Below are 21,750 nucleotides of genomic sequence, written 5' to 3' on the forward strand. Positions count from 1 at the left end.
TGGTTCCTTTCGGTAGAACATGGAAAAAGCGAGGGAGTGCCGGCTGCCAGCGGGGAGACCGGCAGCCGGCACAGGGGAAGGTTACTCGTCTTCACGCCACAGCGGCATGGACATGCAGCGCGGGCCGCCACGACCGCGGGAAAGTTCGGCAGACGGCACCTGGATGGTGCGAATGCCCTTCTCCTCGAGCAGAGCGTTGGTGACGTCGTTGCGGTCGTAGACCACCACGGTGCCGGGACGCACGCACAGCGTGTTCGAGCCGTCGTTCCACTGCTCGCGCTCAGCCGCGATGCGATCGCCGCCGCCGCACGGGATGAGCTCGACGGGACGCCCCATGTACTCCTCGAGGATGCTCTCGAGCGTGCCGTTCATCTCCTTCACCTTGATGCCGCCCTGACCGTCAGACTTGATCTCGAACACCGTGAGCGGGCCGAGGATGCCGGGATGCACGGTGAACTTGTCGTAGTCGATCTGCGTGAACACCGTGTCGAGGTGCATGAAGGCGCGGGAGTTCGGGATGTTGAACGCCAGGATGGTGTCGATGGGAGAGTCGGACTCGAAGATGTTCTTCGCGATGCCGTCGATGGCGTCCGGCTCGGTGCGCTGGGAGATGCCGATGGCGAGCACGTGCTCGTTGATGTTCAGGATGTCGCCGCCCTCGATGTGGAACGTGTTGTAGCGGCTGTAGTACTCCGGCACGCACTGCAGCTCCGGATGGTACTTGAAGACGTACTCGCCGTAGATGGTCTCGCGGTTGCGGGTGACCGAGTACATGCGGTTGATGGACACGCCGTTGCCGATCATGGCGAACGGGTCGCGCGTGAAGTACAGGTTCGGCATGGGGGCCACGACCATCTTGGAGGCCTCGCTCACCAGGTCAACCAGCGAGTTGGACTTGTCGGTGTGCAGCTCGGTGAGGTTGATGCCCTCCATGGTCTTCAGGACGAGGTCCTTGTTGGCAGGGTAGTTGTCGTTCAGGTAGTCGAAGATGATCTTCTGGTAGCGCGAGGTGCGGATGCCGGCCTCCTCGATGAACTGCTTGAGGAACTTCTCGCGCAGCTCGGGGTACAGATCGAGCACCTCGGCCATCAGGTCCTCGAGGTACACGACCTCGACGCCCTCGTCGCGCAGGGCCTGCGCGAACGCGTCATGCTCGGCCTGGGCCACCTGCAAGAAGGGGATGTCGTCGAAGAGCAGCTCTTCGAGGGTGTTCGGGGTAAGATTCAGAAGCTCTTTGCCCGGACGGTGCAGCAGAACTTTCTTCAGGGGCATGATCTCGCTTCTAACGTTCACACCAGCCATGAGAATCCTCCTGTTCGTGTGTTGAATGATTGCCTTCGCCAAAGCGCAAGGCTTCGCGCATCCGCTCGCACGTTTATAGGTTCGCACGCTTTGGTGCTCTAAACGTCTCACGGAACGCACAGGAACGCAACGGAAGTTGCCGTTTGTTAAGAGGACGGAAAAGAACTCGGCATCTGCAGGTTGCCGTGCCGTCATCCAGCGATTTCTCGGTGCTTCCCTTCCTGCGGCCCTTCGGCCGCTCGGCCTTTACTTGCACCTCAGCTGATTGCATACCTGTATTCTACGCACCTTTCGACCCAAAATATATGTCAAACGTGGCCATATATGACATGATTTTTGGTGTATGGTGACCATATGGGTTTAGGACGAAGGAGCGAGCGCGATGCAGTTTCCCCTCGACGTGATCACCGGGTACTTCGACGAGAACGACATGCGCGTGACCAAGCACCCCCGGCACCCCAAGGACCTCTTCTCGTGGGTATCGGCCTTCTGCGACGACGACGCGCCGGGCATCGGCGTGGCGGGGATCGAGGGGAAGCCCGTCTACGTGGTGGAGTCCCGCGGCACGCTGCCCGAGAACGCGTGCTGCGTCATCGTGTCGAAGCCGGACGAGGGCGCAGGCGGAGGCGCCGGGGCGGCCTCCCCCGCCGCCGAGAGCGGGGACGCCGCTGGGGCCTCCCCCGCCGCCGAGAGAGGGAACGCCGCTGGGACCTCCCCCTCCTCCCCCGCCGGGGCGCGAGCCGACGACATCTGCGTCGAGTCCGCCCTCGAGCCCGCCGTCATCGCTGACCGTATCCAGCGCTACCTCATGGGCATCATCCAGTGGAACGACGTGATGGGCGACATGCTCGAGAGCGAATGCATCTGCCAGGACCTGCTGAAGGCGTCCGAGCCGGTGCTGAAGAGCTACGTGGGGCTTTCGGACTCCACGTACTCCTACATCGCACACACGCCCAACATCGCCCCCATCGACGACACGAGCCGCTACTTCATCAAGAACAAGTTCTACAGCTCCGACGCCCTGGGCAAGGCGCGCGAGAAGGGGCTGGTGCGCACCTGGGCGCACCAGGACTGGACGACCGTCCACAACGAGCCCAACGAGATCACCTCGCACCCCTCCATCGAGCGTGTGTTCCGCTTGAACGACGCCTACGCCGCGCACCTGGTGATGGTGTCGGAGAAGCCGATCAGCACCGCGCGGGTGTTTCTGTTCAACCTGCTGGCGAAGCGCGTGGAGATGTGCCTCACGCACCACTGGCGGCTCGAGAACCCGCTCGAGCAGCGCTACACCTACTTCTTGAAGGAGATCCTCACCGGCAACGCCTACGGCGGCGCCTACCTGGAGGAGCGCGCGCTGCTCCACGGGCTGCCGCTGACGGGCCTGTTCGAGATGTGCCTGATCGACAACACGTGGCGCGCCGGCTCGGCCAGCTACTTCGCGAAGAAGGTGCTCGAAGCCGACCCCAACTGCAAGGTGGCGTTCGAGGGCTCGCGCGTGGTGGTGCTCCTGTGCACACCCGAGCCGCGGCGCGGGCGCATCGCCGGCATGGAGGAGCGCCTGTTCGAGCTGGCGGGGCAGATGCGCCTGGAGGTGGGCGTGTCGGACCGCTACGAGCACATCGACCAGAGCGCGCTCGCGCTTGAGAAGGCGCGCATCGCACTCAAGTACGGGCACCGCCGCTCGCGCCGCTACACGACGTTCGACCAGGGGCTCACCGCCGAGGGGGTCTTCCGCTTCCGCCGCTACTTCCCCTACTTCGTCACCGACCCGTTCAGCCGCAGCGAGAAGTTCGTCGCCAAGCTCCTGTCCTCGCCCAACCCGCTGTCGATACTGCGCGAGGCCGACCGCGAGCGCGGCACGAGCGACTTCGAGATCCTGCGCACGCACCTGTACTGCGAGGGCTCCATCAAGAAGGTGTGCGACATCATGCACATGCACCGCAACACGGTGAACTACCGCCTCGGCAAGATCCGCGAGACCATCGCCACCGACCTGGAGGACCCCGACATGCGCATGTACCTGCGCACGCTCTACCTCCTGAACGAGTGACGCGAGAGCGGGCGGGCGGACGGATGCGGCGCGGGCGAGCGGGAGCGGCGCGAGCAAGCGGGCGGGCGGGCGGGCACGGGAACGGGCGCAAGCGGGCGGGCGCCGCTCTTCCCTTCGCTGCAAAAGACAAGCAGGTCAGCGACTTCACATCGCTGACCTGCGAATTAACTGGTGCGCCCAGTAGGAATCGAACCTACAACCTACGGATTAGAAGTCCGTTGCTCTATCCGTTGAGCCATGGGCGCGCGGGGCGGCGTTGCCGCCGCCAACGTATTATAGAGCAACCGTCGGCTTACAAGATAGTAAGGAATTCGTTCTTTCGGCGCAAAGGGGCACCTCATGCCCGATAATGTTGAGGGAGGAGCACAGGAATGCAGTTGAGCGGGCGCGCGGCGCCCGGGAAACGGAGTTCGTCATGGCTTATCTCGAGAACCACCAGCTGTACTACAAGAAGTCCTGCCCCTTCTGCGTGAAGGTCCTTCGCTTCATGGAGGAGAACAAGATCACGCTCGACCTGCGCAACACCCTCGAGCCCGGCATCCAAGACGACCTCGTGCGCATAGGCGGCAAGAAGCAGGTGCCGTGCCTGGTAGTTGACGGCAGGGCGCTCTACGAGTCCGACGACATCATCGCGTACCTGCGCAAGCGCGTCGGATAGAACGCGCCGAGCAGCCCGCGCCAGCCTCCAGACAAAAAACGCGGCGCCCCATAAGGGACGCCGCGCCCGTCAGCCAGAAGTCGTCGACGATGAAGCTCGCACGGCGGTTCGCATCGGCGATGCAGTTCGCCAGGCGGCCTGCATCGGCCGATCCTGCACCAGCTAGAAGTAGTTGTGCGGGTTCACCGCCACGCCGTTGACCTCAACCTGGAAGTGCAGATGCGCGCCGAACGACTGGCCCGTGTTGCCCACCAGCCCGATGTTCTGCCCGCGCGAGACGGTCTGCCCCGGCGACACGAACACGGCGCTCGAGTGCATGTACTTGGTCACCATGCCGTTGCCGTGAGTGATGACCACCCAGTTGCCCGCGCCGCCGTTGTAGCCGCCATCGTTGGTGGCGTAGATCACGGTGCCGCTCTCGGCCGCGTAGTAGGGCGTGCCCTCGGGCGCTGCCATGTCAGTGCCCTTGTGGAACGAGTTGTCGAAGGCACGCCAGCCGAACCCGCTCGACGTGCTCGCCGCCGGGCACGGGTTGGCCAAGGTGCCCGACCCCACGACCACCGACGAACCCGCCGACGCGCCCGCGAAGCTGTTGGCGCCCGATCCGCCCGATCCGCCTGAGTTGGCCGCGGCCAGCTGCTGCTGGCGAGCCGCCTCGGCCGCTGCCGCCGCCTCGGCCGCCTGACGCGCCGCCTCAGCCTCGAGCTCGATCTGGGCCTGCATCTCGGCCACCTCGGCCGTGATGCTGTCGGCCTCGACCTTCAGCGCGGCCTGCGTGCTCGCGATCTCGTTCTTCAAGTCGAGCGACTTCTGCATCTGCTCGGAGGCGATGCGCTCCTGCTCGGCGTACTCGGCGTGCGCGGCCTCAGCCTCGGCGCGCACGTCCTTGGTCTCCTGCACGAGCGCCGCGTCCTGGCTCGTGATGCGCTCGATCATGTCCCAGCTGGTGAGGAACTCCTCGAAGGAGGAGGCGCCGAGGAGCACGTCGAGAAGCGAGGAGCTCCCGCCCGTCTTGTACATGCTGTTGGCGCGGTCGCCCAGGCGCTCCTGCAGCTCGGCGATGCGCGCCTCGGCGGCGTCGATGCGCTTCTGCGCCTCGTCCATGGCCGCCACGGCCTCGTCATGGGCGACGACGGCGTTCTCGTAGTCGACGTTGGCCTGGTTGAGCTCGGTTTGCAGCGCGTCGATGCGCACGAACAGCGCGTCAGCCTCGGCCTGCAGCGCGTCGCGCTCCGCCTCGCTCACCGCGAAGGCCGACGTCACGGGAACGCACGCCAGCGACAGGCTGGCAGCTATCACGCAGAGCCCGATTCGCCTGGAAACGGGGGTGCGGCGTGTGTTTTCGTAGGTCATATGCACCTGCTCTCTCGTTACGATTTCGCAACGCAGCCCATCATAGCAGCAACCTCACGACCACACATTGATTAAACCGAAGCCCCATAACGCCAGATGAGAGAAAGGAAAAGGAAGAGGCGGGCTCTCCCGCACACCGAGAGCGAAGATCATGCCTGTTGGTTTTCTGCGCTGGAGGAGGGGAAATGGAGCGGGCGACGGGAATCGAACCCGCGTCAGGAGCTTGGAAGGCTCCGGTTCTACCATTGAACTACGCCCGCAGTCTGAGGACGGATTATAACCCAAGATCCCGGAAAGCCAAAACGAGACGGCGAAGAATTCCACCGAGCGGCCAAATCACCTGATCGGGAAGCGAGTCCACGCTCGCGACCGCACAGCCCGGAGCCGAACCGAAGCGAGCTCACGCTCGCGGCGCGCGACCCGAAACCCGAGCACAACGCCAGATGGGGCCCTTTGCGCTGATGGTGGTAAGAAAAGGGGCCGGGCGTGGCTTGCGGGCCCTGCCGCACCGGGACACAATGGCGGGAAGATGCCTGTCTGGCAGCTGCTGGTCCCCAAAAGGCGAAAGCTCGCGCTTCGCCGAGACGCAAGGAGGAAGCCATGTACGAAAGGTCCATGAACGCGTACGGTCCCGACCAACTCTCCTACTACGTGGAAGACGTGGAGAAGTCCGCAGAGGAGTTCGCGCGCCTGTTCGGCGCGGGTCCCTTCATAGTGATGGAACCCGTGGTGTTCGACACCTGCGTGTACGACGGCAAGGAGATCAGCCTGCGGCTCAAAGTCGCGCTGGGACACTGGAGCAACATCCAGGTTGAGCTCGTGCAGAAGCTCAGCGACGAGCCGTTCCTCTCCGACGAGGTCGGATTCGGGTTCAACCACATCAACGTCACCGTCCCCAACTACGACGAGGCCGTCAGCGAGCTCGAGGCCGAAGGCTGCGAGATCGGCATGTACATGGAGGTCGACGGCATGAAGGTGGCGTACATGCGCTGCCCCTCGACGGGGCACTTCATCGAGATCCACGAGGCAAACCCGTCGAACGACGCCACCAAGGCCCTGGCGGCAGCTTGGGACGGCCAGAGCCCGTTCGTCGGATAGGGCATGCGCAAAGCGCCGAGCACGCGCTCGGCGCATCATGCAGCATGAGGGCAAGCGCGAGGGGGTTGCCGAAAGGGAGCCCCCTTTTGCGCTTGGAACGACAGGCACGGCTGGCAGGAAAAGGCAGGCGCAGGGAATAAAGGATCCCGGAGCGCACGAGGGGGCGGACCGCGCGGTCCGCCCCCTTCGCTTCCTCATGTCGTCATCGGCCGCCCTCATCGTGCGCGGGGCCGCTGTCCGCCGGCTTAGGCAAGCGGCACGTCGCCGAGGCCGACGTCCTTCTCGGTGGTGTCGACGGCCAGCTCCTTGACCTTGCCGTCCGCCTCGATGGTGAGCGTCCACTCAGCGTCGGGCAGGCCGCGCAGCCAGAAGTCGCCCATGTCATCGGTGACGACGGAGAACTCCCCTGCCTCGCCGCGAACCGTGCACAGCGCGCCCTCAATGATCTCCTTCTCCACGGGGTCGTAGACCGTGCCGGCGATGAACTTCTTCGGCAGGTTCTTGTACCAGATCTGCGGGCCCGTGCCGTACTCGGGATGCAGGCGCTCTGCACCCTCAAGGTCGAGCTCGGACTCCTCGCCGTAGCGGATGGCGTCATGGACGCAGTTGTCGAAGCAGCGTGGCACGCTGATGGGATGGTCGCCGTCGATGAGGTGGGCGCATCCCGTGCATTTCTGCGCGATGCCCAGCCCGTCGTTGAAGTAAACGGCGCCGTACGGGCACGCGCCCACGCAGTCCCCGCAGCCCGTGCACCTCGCCGGGTCAAGCAAGACGAGGCCGTCCTCGCGCTTGCTCAGGGCACCGTCGGCGCAGGCCGCCACGCAGGCGGGGTTCTCGCAATGCTGGCAGGGAACGGGCAGGTAGGTCACCTTGACGTGCGGTCGGGCGCCCCGCTCGAACTCGTCGACACGCATCCAGAACTGGCCCGTCTCGGGCTGCTGCCTGGCGTAGGGCATCCACTCGTTGGTGCAGTGCTCGTCCTTGCAGCCGATCTGGCAGGCGTAGCAGCCGACGCACTTCTCGAGGTCAATGAGCATGGTCTTCATTATTCCGCTCCTTCCACCCAGCCGTCGTAATGCGAGCCGGACGCTGGGTCGTATGCCCGCTCGAACGCATCGGGATAGTCCTTCTTCCACTGCTCCATCTCGGCGTCGTCAAGCTTGGCGACCTCCACCAGGTAGCCGGTGACGGCGAAGCCCCAGCAGTTCTTGGAAATGGGGCCGGGAGGGCTGATGAGGTTCGTCGAGCCGCCGCGGTCGATGTGCGGGGCGATGGGGTCGACGCGCGCGCCCTTGTCGATCTTGACGGTGCGCGGAAGCACGCGCTCGGAGATCACGGCGCCGCACAGGATGGTGCCCTGGTCGTTGAACACCTTGACGATGTCGCCGTCCTCGATGCCGCGGGCGGAGGCGTCCTCGGCCGCAAGCCAGCACGGCTCGTACAGGTAGCCGTCAGGGCCCTTCACCTTGCAGGTCGCTATCTCGCGCAGCCACACCACGTCGTCATTCTGGCAGTGGACGCGCCAGCGCCCGGGCGACGAGTTCAGCGACAGCGGATAGGTCTTCGCCTTCTCGCCCAGAAGCGTCTCGTCATGGCTCCAGCCCTCTTCCTCGGGACCGCCCTGGATCCATTTGGCGATGGGCTGGCGCTCCTTGTCGTCGGGGAAGTGGTCGGCGAGCGCCTGCGAGAACAGCTCGAGCTTGCCCGAGGGCGTCTGCAGCGGGTAGTTCTCGGGGTCGTTGTAGAAGTTGTACATGCCCGCGGGGATGTCCTGCCAGTTCGGAACGAACGGCGGGATGTAGTAGCCCTTCTCCTTCCACTCCTCGTAGGTGATGTCGCCCGGCATGCACGAGGTGTCGTAGGCGTAGCGGCGCTCGTCCTCGATGGTGAGCCCCTGCGTCAGGCACTCCTCGATGCCGAACGTCTTGGCGACCTCGACGGCGATCTCGTAGTCGCTTTTGGGCTCGCCGACGGGGTCGGTCGCGGGCTCCTGGATGGCGAACACGGGGACGGAGCAGGTCATGGACGCGCCCACGACGTCGGCCTCTTCGGGGCCGCACGAGATGGGCAGGATGAGGTCGGCGAACACCGAGTCGTTCTCAAGCCACTGGTGATTCGAGATGAACGTCTCGATCTTGGGGTTGCGGTAGGCGTCCTGCAGGAAGAAGCCGCCGTTCCAGCTGCCCTGGTTGGAGGCCTTCTCCGACCAGATGAAGTGGAACTCGCCCGCGCCCTCGACGTCCTTGTTGGGATAGAAGCGCTGCTCGAACTGCTCCTCGGCAGACGCCAGCATGATCTGGGGCGACCCGTACCAGGAGACCTCGCCCTTCTCGATGGCATGGTGGACCATGGTGCGGGGAACCGACAGCTCGTTGGGGTAGAACGTGTCGGCATGCCCCATCACGTACTCGGAGGGACCGCCGGACCACTGCGGGACAGCGCCCTTGGCGGTCTCGAACGAGAACAGGTGGATCTGGTGGACGCCGGGCTTGCCCACGCCCTGCATGGCGAACTTGTACACCTCGGTGCGGCCGGGCTCGTGGCTGTAAGGCCCGCGGATGTGGGCGCCGCAGAAGTGCCCGATGGACGTGCGGCTCTTCCCCCACTTGCGCGCGACGGCCTTGATGGTCCACTCGGGAACGCCGCAGATCTCGGATGCCCAGGCAGGCGTCTTGGGAACGCCGTCCTCGTCGCCCATGATATAGGCCTTGACCTCGTCGAATCCCACCGTGTGCGTAGCGATGAAGTCCTTGTCGTATAAGCCCTCGGTGATCCACACGTACATGAGGGCGTAGTCGAACGCCGTGTCGGTGTTCGGGTTCAAGGGGACCCACTTGACGTCGTCATGGCAGACGGCAGTATAGCTGCAGAACGGGTCGATGACGATGAACTTGATGCCGAGGTCGAGCCAGAAGCGGATGGCGGTGCTCCACCATTGGCCAGCGTAGTTCTGCACGGTCTCCCAGTCGCCCGCCTGCAGGACGATGACGTCGGTGTTGTCGGAAACGTCTTTCACGATGTTGTCAGAGGGGTCGAACATGCCCAAGCCCGCGAGCAGCCCAGGGCCGAGCACGTGCTTGGCGCCCCAGTAGAAGCCCTCGACTGAGTCGGGGGTGCGGACCTCCCTGACGAAGCCGCCCAGGTTGCGCAGCAGGCGCATGTGGTTGCCGCCGGCATAGTGCACGACCTTGGACTCCTTGTGGCCGTCCTCGCCGATGGCCAGGATGCCCGAAGGCCCGTAGGTGTCGTACATGCGCTGGATCTCGTCGTGGATGATCTGGATGGCCTCGTCCCACGAGATGCGCTTGAACTTGCTGCGGCCGCGGTTGTGGGCGTTGATCTTCTCAGGATCGCCTCCAGGCTCCCAGTCGACGCGCTTGAGAGGATACTTAACGCGGTTCTTGGAATACACGCGGTTCTTGTAGGCCAGCGCGTAGTAGGGCGGAGACGACTTCGGCGGGCACTTGAACGTCTTCCCGCGCGACTCGAACTCCCACAGACGCCCTTCGAGTTCCTCTTCGGTGTAGCTGGTGGTCCACGTCAGCGGACGAATGCGGACGATCTTCCCGTCCTTGGAGTCCATGACGACAGGCTCGCCGCCCGTGCCGCCCGAAGCGATGCCTCGCACCACGCTCCTGTCAACTGCATCAGACATATGCCTCTCCTTTCAGAACAGGGTTGCTGTGCAAAACGGGTACCCGTTCCCCATTCTAGGAAGGAAGCGCTTCGGGCATAATCCACGAATGACCCGAATAAGTAGGCCGAGAGGCCACTTTCAGGAGGGAGCGGCGACAGCGCGAGCGCGCGTCAGCTCGCGCAGCCGGGAAAAGCGCAGGAAGGCGAAGCGGGGGAAATGCGGGCCTGCGAGCACGCCCGCGAGCGGGCGTCAGCTCGCGTAGCCGGCGCGGAAGGCGTAGGCCACGGCCTGGACCCTGTTCTTGACCTGCAGCTTCTCGAGCAGGGAGCTCAGCTGCTTCTTCACGGTCCCCTCGCTCACGTAGAGCGCCCGCCCGATCTCCTCGTTGGAGAGTCCCTCGGCGAGCAGGCGAAGTATCTCCCTCTCGCGCTGGGTCAGCTCCTCGACGGGATGCTCCTGCCGATACCGCAGGCAGCGCATCGAGAGGGCGTCCTCGTCCCGCGACCTCGCGAGCAGCTTCCCCATCGACGCCTCGTTCGCGTGCAGCATGCTCAGGATGCGCCCGAGGCTCTGCTGGATGGCGTCGCCCTCGTCCTGCCGCCGACGCGCCAGCCCTCGCTGGGCAGCCTGCAGCTTCAGGGAGTTCTGGACGGCGATGCCCAAGTACTGCCCGAGCGCTATCAGGAAGTCCTCGTCACCCGGCGACCAGCTGTACATGCTCTTGTAGAGCAGCGCGTAGAAGCCGACCACCTCGCCTTCGGCGTAGAAGGGAACGCAGATGCTGTTCTTGTAGCCGACCTCCGCGAAACGCGGGGACACCACGTCGCTCGGATGCGGCGTGGCAAAGTCGACGACGACGCAGCGCCTGCTCTCGATCATCTGCTCCATGCGGCCGACGGAAAGCGACAGGAACCTGTTCTCCTCGACGATGTCAGGGCCGGCTTCGCCCGCGAACGAGTATTCGATCATGCAGCCTCTGTCGTGCGAGACCAGGTAGACGACGGCGCTGTCGGCAGCGGTGATCTGCATCATGAGGCTGGAAGCCTGCAGGCACAGCGCGTTGACGTCGGCTGATCGACCGGGCAGCGCGCAAATGCGCGCAAGGGCGTTGTAGCGGCTCCGCTGCAGCGCGTTCGCGGCCCAGCAATCGTCGTTCGGTTTGCGCAGCACAACGTCTTGTATCATGAGATCTCCAGGCGTGTCGTGCCTTGGCGTCATGGTGCGAGCTTGGGGCCTTGCGAAAGCACGGCAAGCGCACGCTCGCTGCGGATGACGCCCCTCGTCCCTCTTCGACCAGTATACGCCAGCATGCTCTGGCTTGACAATGCCCTGCACAGGGTCGCCAAAGGCTGCGAAGCTGCGCGGCCTCGCCTGCCTGCGAAAAGAAAGCAGGCCAGAAGCCGAGTCGTGCTTCTGGCCTGCGATTTTTCTGGTCGGGATGACAGGATTCGAACCTGCGGCATCCTGCTCCCAAAGCAGGCGCGCTACCAGACTGCGCCACATCCCGATTGCTTGGCAGCGAAAGCGATTATAGCAGAACTTGCGCCGCACATTGACCAGCGAAAACGCTTCGCAGCGCGCTTTTCCAAAACACCGCAAAACCGCAATGCATCCCGCCTGCCTCGGCATCGCTCACCTGCCCTATGCCCCAATCGCCCTGCCCGCGCGCGACCGTGAAGCCGGCGGCCCGACGCCTTACGCCAGCTGGGACTTCAGCTTGCGCAGCGCGTTGCCACGGTGCGAGATGGCGTTCTTCTGCTCCTGGCTCACCTCGGCCAGCGTGAGGGCGCCCGAGAACTCGTCGGGGAGGAACAGCGGGTCGTAGCCGAAGCCCTCGCTGCCGCGCTCCTCGTATCCGATCCGGCCCTCGATGGTGCCGCGCGCCACGCGCTCGGTGCCGTCATCGTCGATGAACACGAGCGTGCACACGAAGCGCGCCGTGCGCTCCCCGTCCGCCACGCCGTCAAGCTCGCGCAGAAGCTTCGCGTTGTTCGCCGCGTCGTTTCCGTCCTCGCCCGCGTAACGCGAGGAGTACACCCCCGGCGCGCCGCCGAGCGCGTCAACCTCAAGCCCCGAGTCGTCCGCGAGCGCCGCCACCGCGCCGCCGCACGCCGCTCGCGCCGCGCGCGCCTTGATGCGCGCGTTGCCCTCGAACGTGTCCGCGTCCTCCGCGGGGTCGGACTCGACGCCCATCTCGCGCAGGGTCTTGAACTCCCAGCCCTCGAAGTCAAGCGCCGTGGTGATCTCGGCGACCTTGTGGGCGTTGTTCGTGGCTATGACGACCGTCTTCATGGATGGCTCCTTCTTCTGCTTCCCGCGCCGGCGGCGCGGCCTCTAGAACTCAACGTGGCCCACGTGCTCGACGGGGCTCGACAGGACGCGCGCGCCGAAGCGGGCGAACTCCTCGACGTCGTTTCCCGAGGTGAGGAACAAGCGCTGCGCCTGGTTGCCCGGATGGGCGAGCGCGCCGCGGCGCTTGAGCAGCTGCTGCACGTCGCGCGCCGTCTCCTCGGCCGAGGACACCAGCGTGACCTCGCGCCCGATGACGCCGCCGATGAGCGCCTTGAGCAGCGGGTAGTGCGTGCACCCCAAGACCAGCGTGTCGACGCCGCAGCGCCGCAGCGGCTCCAGGTACTCACGCGCGATCTCCTCGAACTCGGGGCGGATGTAGACCTTCGACGCCTCGGACATGTAGCTCTCCACCGGGCCCTCGGCCATCTTGATGCCCAGCTCGGCGATCTCCACGAAGCGCGGCGTGGCCGTCGAGAACACGGTGATGCCCGCGTCGAGGTGCCGGATGGCCTCCGAGTACGCGTTCGAGGCGACCGTGCCCTTCGTGGCGATCACGCCCACCCTGCGGTTGCGCGTGATACGCGCCGCCGCCCGCGCGCCGGGCTCCACCACGCCCACGATGGGCACGTCGAACGTGCGCTGGGCGTGCGCGAGGCCCGCCGCCGTGGCCGTGTTGCACGCGATCACGATGAGCTTCACGCCGCGCCCCACCAGATACGAGCAGATCTGCTGCACGAAGCCGTCTACCTCGCGCAGGTCGCGCGGGCCGTAGGGGCAGCGCGCCGAGTCGCCCACGAAGATGACGTTCTCCTGCGGGAGGCGGCGGCAGAGCTCGCGCACCACGGTCAGCCCGCCGTAGCCGGAGTCGAATATGCCGATGGGTGCGTTGTCGTAGCGCGCCGACTCGGTTGCCGCGGCGCTTCTGAGCTCGTCGTTGGTGTCCATGGCCGCTAGTATACCCCCTCGCGCCGCACGCGGGCGGCATCAGGCGGCCCTCCGTAAAGAACCCATGGGCGACGTGCGTGTCCGAGCCCCGTCAGCTACAATCAGCACGGCACGATGAGAGGCCGCGCGAAAGGCCGCCGAGCCTCGAGGGCCGGCAGGCCGCAGGCGGACAAGCCGCGAACCCGCCGCGCATGGCAAGGAGGATCCCATGGCAAAGCAAGCGCACGACCACAAGACCAACGCCATGCGCGTCCTCGACGCGGCGAGCGTGGCGTACGACTTCCGCACGTTCGACTGCGAAGGCGCGCCCTCCGGCGTGGAGGTGGCCGCGATGCTCGGGCTCGACCCCGACCGCGTGTTCAAGACGCTCGTCACGCAGGGGAAGTCAGGCGGCTTCTACGTGTTCATGATCCCCGTGGCCGCCGAGCTCGACCTCAAGAAGGCCGCAGGCGCCGCCGGCGAGAAGGCCATCCACATGATCAAGTCACGCGAGCTTTTGCCACTCACCGGCTACGTCCACGGCGGATGCTCGCCCATCGGCATGAAGAAGCTCTTCCCCACCTTCGTCGACGAGACGGCACAGCTGTTCGAGCGCATCATGTTCTCAGGAGGCCGAATCGGCTGCCAGGTGGAGCTTTCCCCCGACGACCTGGGAAAGGTGGTGCCCTACGAGTACGCCGACCTCACCAGTGGACCACTACCACGTCACCCTTCTCGATGATGCCGTAGAGCGCGGCGGCGGCGTCGAGCGAGATGTTCACGCAGCCGTGGCTGCCGTAGCCCTGCTGGTAGCGCGAGCCGCCGAACGCCGCCTGCCACGTGGCGTCATGCAGCCCGATGGAGTTGCCCACGAACGGCATCCAGTACGAGACCTTCGTCTCGTACTCCGGCTTGCCCGTCTTGGGGTCCTTCTCGCCGATGAGCGTCGAGGGGCTCTCCATGCCCCACGTGATGTACCACACGCCGGGCGGCGTGCCGTGCTTGCCGTCGGGCGTGCCGGTGACCACGGCCGTCTCCCACACGCAGGCGCCCGAATCGTCGTAGAAGCGCGCGTACTGCTCGGAGAGGTCGATGTCGCAGTAGCGCGCGCCCCAGTCCCTGCTGCCGAGCTCGGAGAAGCCGTTGCCGCTCTGCAGCACGGGGATGTCGATGTTGCCCACCGTGCCCGCATGGACCGCGTCAGTCACGAGCGTGCGCAGCGCGTCGCCGTCGATCTCCCAGCCGTAGCTTCCGCCCGACACGGTGACGGCCCTGCCGTCGGCGCGCGTGTAGGAGCGCTCGCTGCCCACCGTGTTGCACTGGGCGCTTATCTGGTCGATCCACGCCGTGAAGGCCTCCTCGTTGAACACGACCGTCACCTCGGGGCTCACCGTCACCCATGACGCGATGAGCGCCGGGGTCACCTCGGCCACGAGGTTGCCGTCCATGTACAGGTCGAGGTCGGCCTTGACCATGCCGTTGGCCTCCTCGACCGCCGCGGCCAGGCGCGGGTCGTCCTTGAGCACCGTGGGCTGGAGCAGCACCGCAGGCGTGAGCGTGATCTTCGGCTCGAGCTGCATGGCGCCCTCGGTGATGGCCTCCATCACCTTCTCAGCGTCAAGGGCCGTTCCCGCCACCTCGGGCACGATGGCGAAGGCGCCCTTCTCGGCGTCGAAGGCGATGGTGGCGTTCGTGGGGAGCACAGCGCCCTCGTTCACCTTCGTGACCTCGGCGTTCACGGCATCGACGAGCGCGGTCGAGCCGTACGAGGCAACGAGCGACTCCGTCTCGTCATGCGCGGAGAACACCTCGACGGGCCACGCCCACGCGTTCACGTCAGCCATCATGCTCTCGGCGATCTTCGCGGAGTCAAGCGTCATGCCGGCTTCCTGCGAGGTGAATGTCATGTCGAGACCCTGGCCCACCACGCGGAAGCTGTAATCGCCGATCAGGTCGTCAAGCGCAGCATGCACCTCTTCGGGCGTCTTGAGCGAGATGTCCACGTCAGCAACGTACGTGTTCGGGAAGAACCGCCCCGAGAACACGACGACGCCCGCGGCGTAAACGGCCACGAGCAGCGCCACGAGCACGCCCATGGTGATGCCGAATATCTTGAGCCCCTTGCGCTTGCGCTTCTCGTTGTTCTCCTCAAGGGAGAACGCCGGGGCCATGCCGCCTGCGGAAGGCTGCTCGACCGGAAAGGCGTCCTGTTCAGGGGCCGTATGTTTGCCTGCTGCGTGCTTTGCCATAGAATCGCTCTCAACTTCGAATTGCTATCGGAGCCATTGTAGCGAATCGCAGGCTTAATCTTCCCTTAACTTTCCCTCCGTTGCGCACGTTCGGCAAACCGACGCAAATTCCGTCACCTACGCCGCCTGAGGGGATATGAGGAGCGCGCGAATCGCAAGCCTGCCTTCCTTGGCCATGGCAGCCGAGTCAGCGCACGCGAAGTTGCTGTCAAGCCATTACCGTGCTCTCCGTTGCATCCCAGGATGAAGCGCGTCGCGATCTGGTAGATGCGCTTTTATATTAGGCCAGAAACGTCATGCGTTATTCGTCTTGCTGCCTTTCTTCGAACCTGCGACGTTCTTCCTGAATGTAGGCCTCGAGCTCTTCGGGCTTTGGAATCGTCGTTTCGTATTTGGAAGCAAAGACGTTCTTGTCATCTGCCAACAGGGAATACCGTGCGACCGCTTCGTTTTTCTCCGAGCAAAGCACAATGCCTATCGTGGGATTATCGTTCGGCCCTCGCTGAAACTCGTTATACAGGCGGACGTAAGTGTCCATCTGCCCTATGTCTTGATGGGTGAGCTTGCCGACTTTCAGGTCGATCAGAACAAAGCAGTTCAATAGGTAGTTATAGAACACGAGGTCAATATAGAAATGGTCGCCATCTAAGTCGATGTGCTTTTGGCGAGCGACAAACGCAAAGCCGCGTCCCAATTCCAGCAGGAATTCCTGCAAATTATTGATGAGCGCCTGCTCAAGCTCGCTTTCGCGAAATTGCGCATCTTGGTTTATGCCAAGGAATTCCAAAACATAAGGGTCGCGGATGATATTTTCTGGTCGCTTCGGAGGCTCGTTCTCGAAGACCTCCACTATAACTTCCGGGCGCCTTTCCTCTTGCGTTGCCAAGAGCCGTTCGTAATAGAAGCTGTTGATCTGACGTTCAAGTTGTCGCGTCGTCCAATTGCTCTCGGCGCATTCGTTCATGTACCACAGCCGCTTGTCTGCATCCTTCACCTTAATGAGCAGCCTGTAATGCGTCCAACTCAATTGGTCACGCAACGCGTGACTATTTTGAAACGCCAGATAAAACTGTCGCATATACTTGAGATTGGTTTGAGTAAAACCTTTTCCGAAATCTTTGGTCAGACGAGCAGCCAAATCGCTCAGAATGCGTTTTCCGTATTCAGAGCGCTCTTCTCCGCCTTGGGCTTCAACGATGCTTTTGCCAACTTCCCAGTAAGCCTTCACCATTTCGAAGTTGACAGCACGATAGGTTCGAACGCGCGCTGCTTCAAGGATCTCGCGAACTTGCGAATAGAGCCCGTCAAGATCAACGTGTTCCAGAGCATTTTGCCCTAACAATGAAGCGCCTTGCTTGTTCCCAGGCTCCATCATGACATCTCCTTAACGCGCGTTTCGATGAACTCGATCTTTTCTTCGGAAAGGCCATGTTTAGCATAGAGCTGTTGGTCGATCTCGGCAACGGACTTGCTTCGGTCGATGCCGGATTTGACTGTAAAGTTCTGAAGGTAAAGCACCCATGCTCCCGCATAAGCAAAAGCAGGCCAGACGCACTGAGCATCTGGCCTGCCTGATCTCTGGAGCCGGTGACAGGAATCGAACCCGCAACCCACTGATTACAAATCAGTTGCTCTACCGTTGAGCCACACCGGCGATGTCGCGCCCAAGCGGCGCGTCAGCGTATTGTACGCCAACGGGCACGTTTAGGGAAGCCCTCGGCGCTGGCGCCCGACAGCCGCAATCCGCTCTCTCCCGGCAGCCGCGTCCAGAGCCCGGCACCCGACGCTTCCCGCGCAACCCGCGCATCCGGCGCCCGCGCGACCTGCGACGGCGCCCAGCGCCGCGCTACTCGGCGCTCTTATGCCTTCGCGCCGTACTGCTCGTAGTAGGCGTCGAGCGCGGCCTTCACGGCGTCGTCGATCACCACGCGCCCGCCGACCTCGCGGTTGTGCAGAAGCTCGCACACCTCGGCCATGCTCACGATGGAGGCCACGGGGAAGCCATACTTCTCCTGCACCTCCTGCTGAGCGGTGACCACGCCGCCCTTGCCCACCTCCATGCGGTTGAGCGACACGATGAGGCCCTTCACCTCCACGTCGGCGGCGGCCTTCAGGATGGGGTACGTCTCGTCGATGGACTTGCCCGAGGTGGTCACGTCCTCCACGATGATCACGCGGTCGCCGTCGCGCAGGTCGGCTCCGAGCAGGTTGCCCGCGTCGGCGCCGTGGTCCTTCGCCTCCTTGCGGTTGGAGCAGTAGCGCACCTCGCGCCCGTAGAGCTCGTGGATGCCCATGGCCGTGATGACCGACAGGGGAATGCCCTTGTAGGCCGGCCCGAACACCACGTCGAAGTCGAGCCCGAAGTTGTCGTTGATGGCCTGCGCGTAGTACAGGCCCAGGCGGTGGAGCTGGTCTCCCGTGACGTAGGCGCCGGCATTCATGAAGAAGGGGGACTTGCGGCCGCTCTTCAGCGTGAACTCGCCGAACTTGAGTACGTCGCTCTCCACCATGAACTCGATAAACTCCTGCTTGTAGGCCTCCAAGGAACCCTCCTCACCTCGTCGGGAGCCGCGCGGGCGCGCCTCCCCTTACCAATGCCCTCCATAATACTACGATTGAGCCGCGCGCTCGCCGGGTCGTGCTAAGATGGGCGGCGAACAATTTTGAAAGGACGCGCACGCCCCATGCAGACCTACATCGCCCACTACCGGTCCCCCAACGCCTCGGCCAAGCGCGCCAAGGGGCTCTTCGAGTTCGCCAGCGAGGCGCGCGTGGGCACCAAGGCCAACATGCACGACGCGCGCGTGCGCATGCTCGAGATATTCGGGTCGGACGCGGTGTCGTGGACGATCGACAAGGTGGAGCGCAAGCGCGCGACGGAGACGCACAACGACGGCCAGCTCGAGCTGGACTTCCGCGCGCCGAAGCCCGAGCGGAAGCGCAAGGTCAAGCGGGAATACTGGTAGGCGCCCGCCGTGAAGGAGACAGGCATGAAGAAAAAGAACGTGAAGTTCCTGAAGGCCCTCGTGGAGACGCCCTCGCCGACAGGCGCCGAGGAGCCGGTGGCGCAGCTCGTGCGCGAGCGCCTCGCGGACGTGGCCGACGAGATCCAGACCAACACCATGGGCTCGGTGCACGCCGTGCTCGAGGGCACGGGAAGCGCGCCCTCGCTCATGCTGGCGGCGCACATGGACGAGATCGGCCTCATGGTCACCTACATCAGCGATGAGGGCTTTCTGTCCGTGGCCGCCGTCGGCGGCGTGGACGCGGCCATCCTGCCGGGCATGCGCGTCGACGTGCACACGCACGTGGGGGCCCTGCGCGGCGTCGTGGGCCGCAAGCCCATCCACCTCATTGAGGCCGACGAGCGCAAGAGCGTGACCCCGCTCTCGAAGCTCGTGATCGACCTGGGCCTTCCGGCAAAGGACGTGCAGGAGGCGGTGCGCGTGGGCGACGTCATCACCTTCGGCGTGGGCTTCGAGCGCTTCGGGAAGGGCATGGCCGTCTCGCGCGCCTTCGACGACAAGTGCGGCGTGTGGGTCGCCTGCCGCGTCATGGAGAACCTCGCGCGCGCAGGGCGCGCCCGCGGCACCTTCGTCGCCGCGGCCACCGTGCAGGAGGAGATCGGCACGCGCGGCGCCATGACGAGCGCCTTCGGCGTGAACCCCGACGTGGCGCTCGCGTTCGACGTCACGCACGCCACCGACTACCCCGGCATCGACAAGACGAAGTACGGCAAGATCACCTGCGGCGACGGCCCGGTGATCGCGCGCGGCCCCAACATCAACCCGCTCGTGTTCGAGCGTCTGGTGGCGGCGGCCGAGGCCGAGGGCATCCCGTACCAGCTAGAGGCCGAGCCCTCCGTCACGGGCACCGACGCGCGCGCCATCCAGGTCACGCGCGCGGGCATCCCCACGGGCCTCGTCTCGGTGCCGCTGCGCTACATGCACACGCCCACCGAGGTCATCGCGCTTGAGGACCTCGAGAACACCGTGCGCCTCATCACGCGGTTCGCGCTCGACCTCGACGAGGACGCCTGCTTCGTGCCGGGCGTCGCCGCGCCAGTGCGCCACGCGGGCGCGCCCGAGACGCTCGACGACGTAGCGGACGACGTGGCGGACGACGCCGCGCCCGCCGGCGAGCCTGCCGCTGCCGGTGACGCCGCAGCCGCCAGCGAGCCCTCCCAGGCATGAAGGCGCCCATGAAGAAGAAGCAGGACACCACCATCGCCAAGAACCGCCGCGCGCTGCACGAGTACGAGGTGATCGAGACGTTCGAGGCGGGCATCGAGCTCGTCGGCTGCGAGGTGCGCTCGCTGCGCGACAACGGCTGCCAGCTCACCGACTGCTTCGCGCTCATCCGCAACGGAGAGGTGTGGCTAAACAACGTGCACATCCCCCCGTTCGCGCAGGGCAACATCAACAACGCCGACCCCGACCGCAAGCGCAAGCTGCTCATGCACAAGCGCCAGATCCGCTACCTGTCCGAGAAGGTGAGCGAGAAGGGCCTCGCCCTCGTCCCGCTCAAGATGTACTTCAAGGACAACGGCCTGGTGAAGGTGGAACTCGCACTCGCACGCGGCAAGAAGCTCTACGACAAGCGCGCCAGCATGAAGGAGCGCGACACCAGGCGCGAGATCGACCGCGCGTTGAAGGAACGCAGCAGATAGGAGCCCGCCATGGCTGACGAGGAGATCATCGAGCTCGAGGTAGGGGAGGACGACATCTACGCCTACCTCGTCGACGAGGACGACAACGAGATCGGGTTCGTGGTGCTCGACGAGAACGGCGAGGAGCAGGAGTACTACTACGCCGAAGGCGAGGAGGGCGAAGGCGCCGAAGAGGGGGCTGACGAGGTCCCGCAGCCTTCGAAGGCCCTCGACGAGTACGACCTCGGCATCACGCGCGAGGGGGTCGCCGACGCCACGGCTGACATGAACGCCGTCTACAAGGACGGCGTGGCCGTGGTCACGGAGCTCAAGGGCGCGTTTGACGACATAGCGTCAGGCTTCGACTTCCTCAAGAAGAAGTGATATAATCCCCTGATTCCTCGGTTTCGCGCCTCGCGCGCATTTCGGGGGCGACTGGTTTCGACATGGTAAGTTCGAAGTGAGGAGCAGGCCGTGGTCTCCTCGCCACGTTAAACAGGGGTAACGTCAAGTTAATTGGCAAGAAGAACACTTACAGCGCTCCGGCGCTCGCCATGGCTGCTTAATCGCGCTTGGCTGCCGAACCCGCAGGTTCCCCGATGCGGGCAAGGCATCATCTGAGGGGAATGCCCCGCGGCACGTAGCCGGTATGGCTCGCGGGAAAGACTGAACCGGCTCGGGGCGTTGACGCTGGTCGACGAGCAGACGCGCCCCTAAACTCGATCGTCGACTAAGCTTGTAGCGCCTTGCGGACAATTTAGTATGGACCGGAGTTCGATTCTCCGCGCCTCCACCATAAGAGAATTGCACGAACTATTCGCATTTACGGATAGTTCGTGCATGACCTTCGGCGGCGTGAAGGCGCCGGGCCCTCTTGCTTCTTATGCCCTCGCCATCTCCTTGCGCGGCCTACCGGCCTTCGGGTGCTCGGCGATGCGAGCTTCGACGCTTGCGCGGGTGACGAAAGTGACACGCCCACGCGCATACCCCTCGAGCTGCCCCGTCTTGAGCATCTGCGACACGCGCGAGCGTGAGACGCCCAGCATATCCGCAGCCTCGCTCGCCGTGACAGCGTCGATCGTCTCAAGCCCCGCGCTCACCGCCACGACGATGTTGCGCCCGCCGTGACGCGGCTCGTTGTCGAACGTGGCTTCCGGGAGCGGCAAGTCGCACATGACGCGGTGCTCCATCTCCCCTTGGAGCCAGTCTGCGGCCATTTCGCAAACCTCCTTGAAGTCAGCACCCTGCGTGCCCCCCTCCATGTCGTAGGGAAAGGCGAGCAACCAGCCCTCGTCCTCAAACACCTCGAACTCATACACGTGAAGCATCGCACGCCCCTCTCCAAGCTGACGACGGACTCATTTCAACCCCGCCTGCTTCTTGATCTTCTCGAACAGCTGCTCCGAGATCTCCGCATGCCTTGGAACCTGAGTCCAACGCACACCATCCGTCCAATGCTCATGGCCTTTGCCCGCATCAGGGTAGAAGCCCGCATCGCGCAAGGTCTTCACCACCTGCCGTCTCTTAACCATCAGCAGA

20 protein-coding genes, 4 tRNA genes and 1 other RNA gene are annotated in these 21,750 nt (G+C 64.4%); 9 read left to right on the top strand and 16 right to left on the bottom strand.

Annotated features, from left to right (window positions below):
* Positions 1 to 81: 81 nt before the first annotated feature.
* Entirely contained in the window at positions 82 to 1,302 is a 1,221-nt protein-coding gene (gene arcA, locus G7Y50_RS07380; protein ID WP_165050987.1) for an arginine deiminase, read from the bottom strand.
* Between the two features lie 382 nt (positions 1,303 to 1,684).
* Here arcA and G7Y50_RS07385 point away from each other — a divergent pair, with 382 nt between their 5' ends.
* The gene (locus tag G7Y50_RS07385; RefSeq protein WP_165050979.1) at positions 1,685 to 3,352 is read left to right on the top strand and encodes a CdaR family transcriptional regulator; all 1,668 of its coding nucleotides are present in this window, start codon (positions 1,685 to 1,687) and stop codon (positions 3,350 to 3,352) included.
* Between the two features lie 169 nt (positions 3,353 to 3,521).
* Here the strand turns inward: G7Y50_RS07385 and G7Y50_RS07390 are convergent.
* Positions 3,522 to 3,597: transfer RNA gene (locus G7Y50_RS07390), tRNA-Arg, on the bottom strand.
* Positions 3,598 to 3,767: 170 nt separating this feature from the next.
* Between G7Y50_RS07390 and G7Y50_RS07395 the strand changes: the two genes are divergently transcribed.
* Positions 3,768 to 4,010: a glutathione S-transferase N-terminal domain-containing protein gene (locus G7Y50_RS07395; RefSeq protein WP_165050972.1), complete on the top strand. Its 243-nt coding sequence runs from the start codon at positions 3,768 to 3,770 to the stop codon at positions 4,008 to 4,010.
* A gap of 162 nt (positions 4,011 to 4,172) precedes the next feature.
* Here G7Y50_RS07395 and G7Y50_RS07400 read toward each other — a convergent pair whose 3' ends face one another.
* Together G7Y50_RS07400 and G7Y50_RS07405 are read right to left on the bottom strand one after the other, a co-directional pair.
* On the bottom strand, positions 4,173 to 5,363 hold the full coding sequence (locus tag G7Y50_RS07400) for a M23 family metallopeptidase (protein WP_165050961.1): 1,191 nt from the start codon (positions 5,361 to 5,363) through the stop codon (positions 4,173 to 4,175).
* Between the two features lie 186 nt (positions 5,364 to 5,549).
* Positions 5,550 to 5,623 (bottom strand) — tRNA-Gly (locus tag G7Y50_RS07405).
* A 340-nt stretch (positions 5,624 to 5,963) separates the two neighbouring features.
* Between G7Y50_RS07405 and G7Y50_RS07410 the strand changes: the two genes are divergently transcribed.
* Complete coding sequence (locus tag G7Y50_RS07410; protein ID WP_165050958.1) at positions 5,964 to 6,461, top strand: VOC family protein; 498 nt, start codon at positions 5,964 to 5,966, stop codon at positions 6,459 to 6,461.
* Between the two features lie 245 nt (positions 6,462 to 6,706).
* On the opposite strand, the gene G7Y50_RS07415 is transcribed toward G7Y50_RS07410, so the two are convergent.
* The 6 genes from G7Y50_RS07415 to murI all read right to left on the bottom strand — a co-directional run bounded on the left by G7Y50_RS07415 (position 6,707) and on the right by murI (position 13,335).
* A complete protein-coding gene (locus G7Y50_RS07415; RefSeq protein ID WP_165050955.1) occupies positions 6,707 to 7,507 on the bottom strand; it encodes a 4Fe-4S dicluster domain-containing protein in 801 nt (266 codons plus the stop codon).
* A complete protein-coding gene (locus tag G7Y50_RS07420; protein WP_165050950.1) occupies positions 7,507 to 10,116 on the bottom strand; it encodes a molybdopterin-dependent oxidoreductase in 2,610 nt (869 codons plus the stop codon). The genes G7Y50_RS07415 and G7Y50_RS07420 overlap by 1 nt, the downstream gene beginning before the upstream one ends.
* A 231-nt stretch (positions 10,117 to 10,347) precedes the next feature.
* A complete protein-coding gene (locus tag G7Y50_RS07425) occupies positions 10,348 to 11,283 on the bottom strand; it encodes a LuxR C-terminal-related transcriptional regulator (protein ID WP_165050943.1) in 936 nt (311 codons plus the stop codon).
* 245 nt (positions 11,284 to 11,528) lie between these two features.
* Positions 11,529 to 11,605: transfer RNA gene (locus G7Y50_RS07430), tRNA-Pro, on the bottom strand.
* Between the two features lie 188 nt (positions 11,606 to 11,793).
* Complete coding sequence (gene rdgB, locus G7Y50_RS07435; RefSeq protein WP_165050940.1) at positions 11,794 to 12,390, bottom strand: RdgB/HAM1 family non-canonical purine NTP pyrophosphatase; 597 nt, start codon at positions 12,388 to 12,390, stop codon at positions 11,794 to 11,796.
* Positions 12,391 to 12,432: 42 nt separating this feature from the next.
* Positions 12,433 to 13,335: a glutamate racemase gene (murI, locus tag G7Y50_RS07440; protein WP_165050909.1), complete on the bottom strand. Its 903-nt coding sequence runs from the start codon at positions 13,333 to 13,335 to the stop codon at positions 12,433 to 12,435.
* A gap of 208 nt (positions 13,336 to 13,543) precedes the next feature.
* Here murI and ybaK point away from each other — a divergent pair, with 208 nt between their 5' ends.
* A complete protein-coding gene (gene ybaK, locus G7Y50_RS07445) occupies positions 13,544 to 14,056 on the top strand; it encodes a Cys-tRNA(Pro) deacylase (RefSeq protein WP_165050896.1) in 513 nt (170 codons plus the stop codon).
* On the opposite strand, the gene G7Y50_RS07450 is transcribed toward ybaK, so the two are convergent.
* The 4 genes from G7Y50_RS07450 to pyrE form a co-directional block, all read right to left on the bottom strand.
* Positions 14,019 to 15,563, bottom strand: coding sequence for a L,D-transpeptidase family protein (locus tag G7Y50_RS07450; protein WP_165050872.1), 1,545 nt, complete (start codon positions 15,561 to 15,563; stop codon positions 14,019 to 14,021). The genes ybaK and G7Y50_RS07450 overlap by 38 nt on opposite strands.
* A 301-nt stretch (positions 15,564 to 15,864) precedes the next feature.
* Positions 15,865 to 16,938, bottom strand: coding sequence for a YhcG family protein (locus G7Y50_RS07455; RefSeq protein ID WP_241156428.1), 1,074 nt, complete (start codon positions 16,936 to 16,938; stop codon positions 15,865 to 15,867).
* Positions 16,939 to 17,142: 204 nt separating this feature from the next.
* Positions 17,143 to 17,217, bottom strand: a tRNA-Thr gene (locus G7Y50_RS07460).
* 205 nt (positions 17,218 to 17,422) lie between these two features.
* Positions 17,423 to 18,106, bottom strand: coding sequence for an orotate phosphoribosyltransferase (gene pyrE / locus G7Y50_RS07465; RefSeq protein ID WP_165050841.1), 684 nt, complete (start codon positions 18,104 to 18,106; stop codon positions 17,423 to 17,425).
* A gap of 141 nt (positions 18,107 to 18,247) precedes the next feature.
* Between pyrE and G7Y50_RS07470 the strand changes: the two genes are divergently transcribed.
* The 5 genes from G7Y50_RS07470 to ssrA all read left to right on the top strand — a co-directional run bounded on the left by G7Y50_RS07470 (position 18,248) and on the right by ssrA (position 21,007).
* Positions 18,248 to 18,529: a hypothetical protein gene (locus tag G7Y50_RS07470; protein ID WP_165050821.1), complete on the top strand. Its 282-nt coding sequence runs from the start codon at positions 18,248 to 18,250 to the stop codon at positions 18,527 to 18,529.
* A 24-nt stretch (positions 18,530 to 18,553) separates the two neighbouring features.
* Positions 18,554 to 19,756: a M42 family metallopeptidase gene (locus G7Y50_RS07475; RefSeq protein WP_165050818.1), complete on the top strand. Its 1,203-nt coding sequence runs from the start codon at positions 18,554 to 18,556 to the stop codon at positions 19,754 to 19,756.
* Positions 19,757 to 19,764: 8 nt separating this feature from the next.
* On the top strand, positions 19,765 to 20,232 hold the full coding sequence (gene smpB, locus G7Y50_RS07480; RefSeq protein WP_165050814.1) for an SsrA-binding protein SmpB: 468 nt from the start codon (positions 19,765 to 19,767) through the stop codon (positions 20,230 to 20,232).
* A gap of 9 nt (positions 20,233 to 20,241) precedes the next feature.
* Positions 20,242 to 20,595 (top strand): hypothetical protein, encoded by a 354-nt coding sequence (locus G7Y50_RS07485; RefSeq protein WP_165050804.1) that lies wholly within the window; start codon positions 20,242 to 20,244, stop codon positions 20,593 to 20,595.
* 43 nt (positions 20,596 to 20,638) lie between these two features.
* Positions 20,639 to 21,007: a transfer-messenger RNA gene (ssrA, locus tag G7Y50_RS07490) on the top strand.
* Positions 21,008 to 21,092: 85 nt separating this feature from the next.
* Here ssrA and G7Y50_RS07495 read toward each other — a convergent pair.
* Together G7Y50_RS07495 and G7Y50_RS07500 are read right to left on the bottom strand one after the other, a co-directional pair.
* Complete coding sequence (locus G7Y50_RS07495) at positions 21,093 to 21,539, bottom strand: helix-turn-helix domain-containing protein (protein ID WP_165050800.1); 447 nt, start codon at positions 21,537 to 21,539, stop codon at positions 21,093 to 21,095.
* Positions 21,540 to 21,569: 30 nt separating this feature from the next.
* A complete protein-coding gene (locus G7Y50_RS07500; protein ID WP_165050794.1) occupies positions 21,570 to 21,743 on the bottom strand; it encodes a type II toxin-antitoxin system HicA family toxin in 174 nt (57 codons plus the stop codon).
* Positions 21,744 to 21,750 lie beyond the last annotated feature (7 nt).

The organism is Adlercreutzia sp. ZJ176 (assembly GCF_011038975.1).
Classification (GTDB): Bacteria; Actinomycetota; Coriobacteriia; order Coriobacteriales; family Eggerthellaceae; genus CAAEEV01.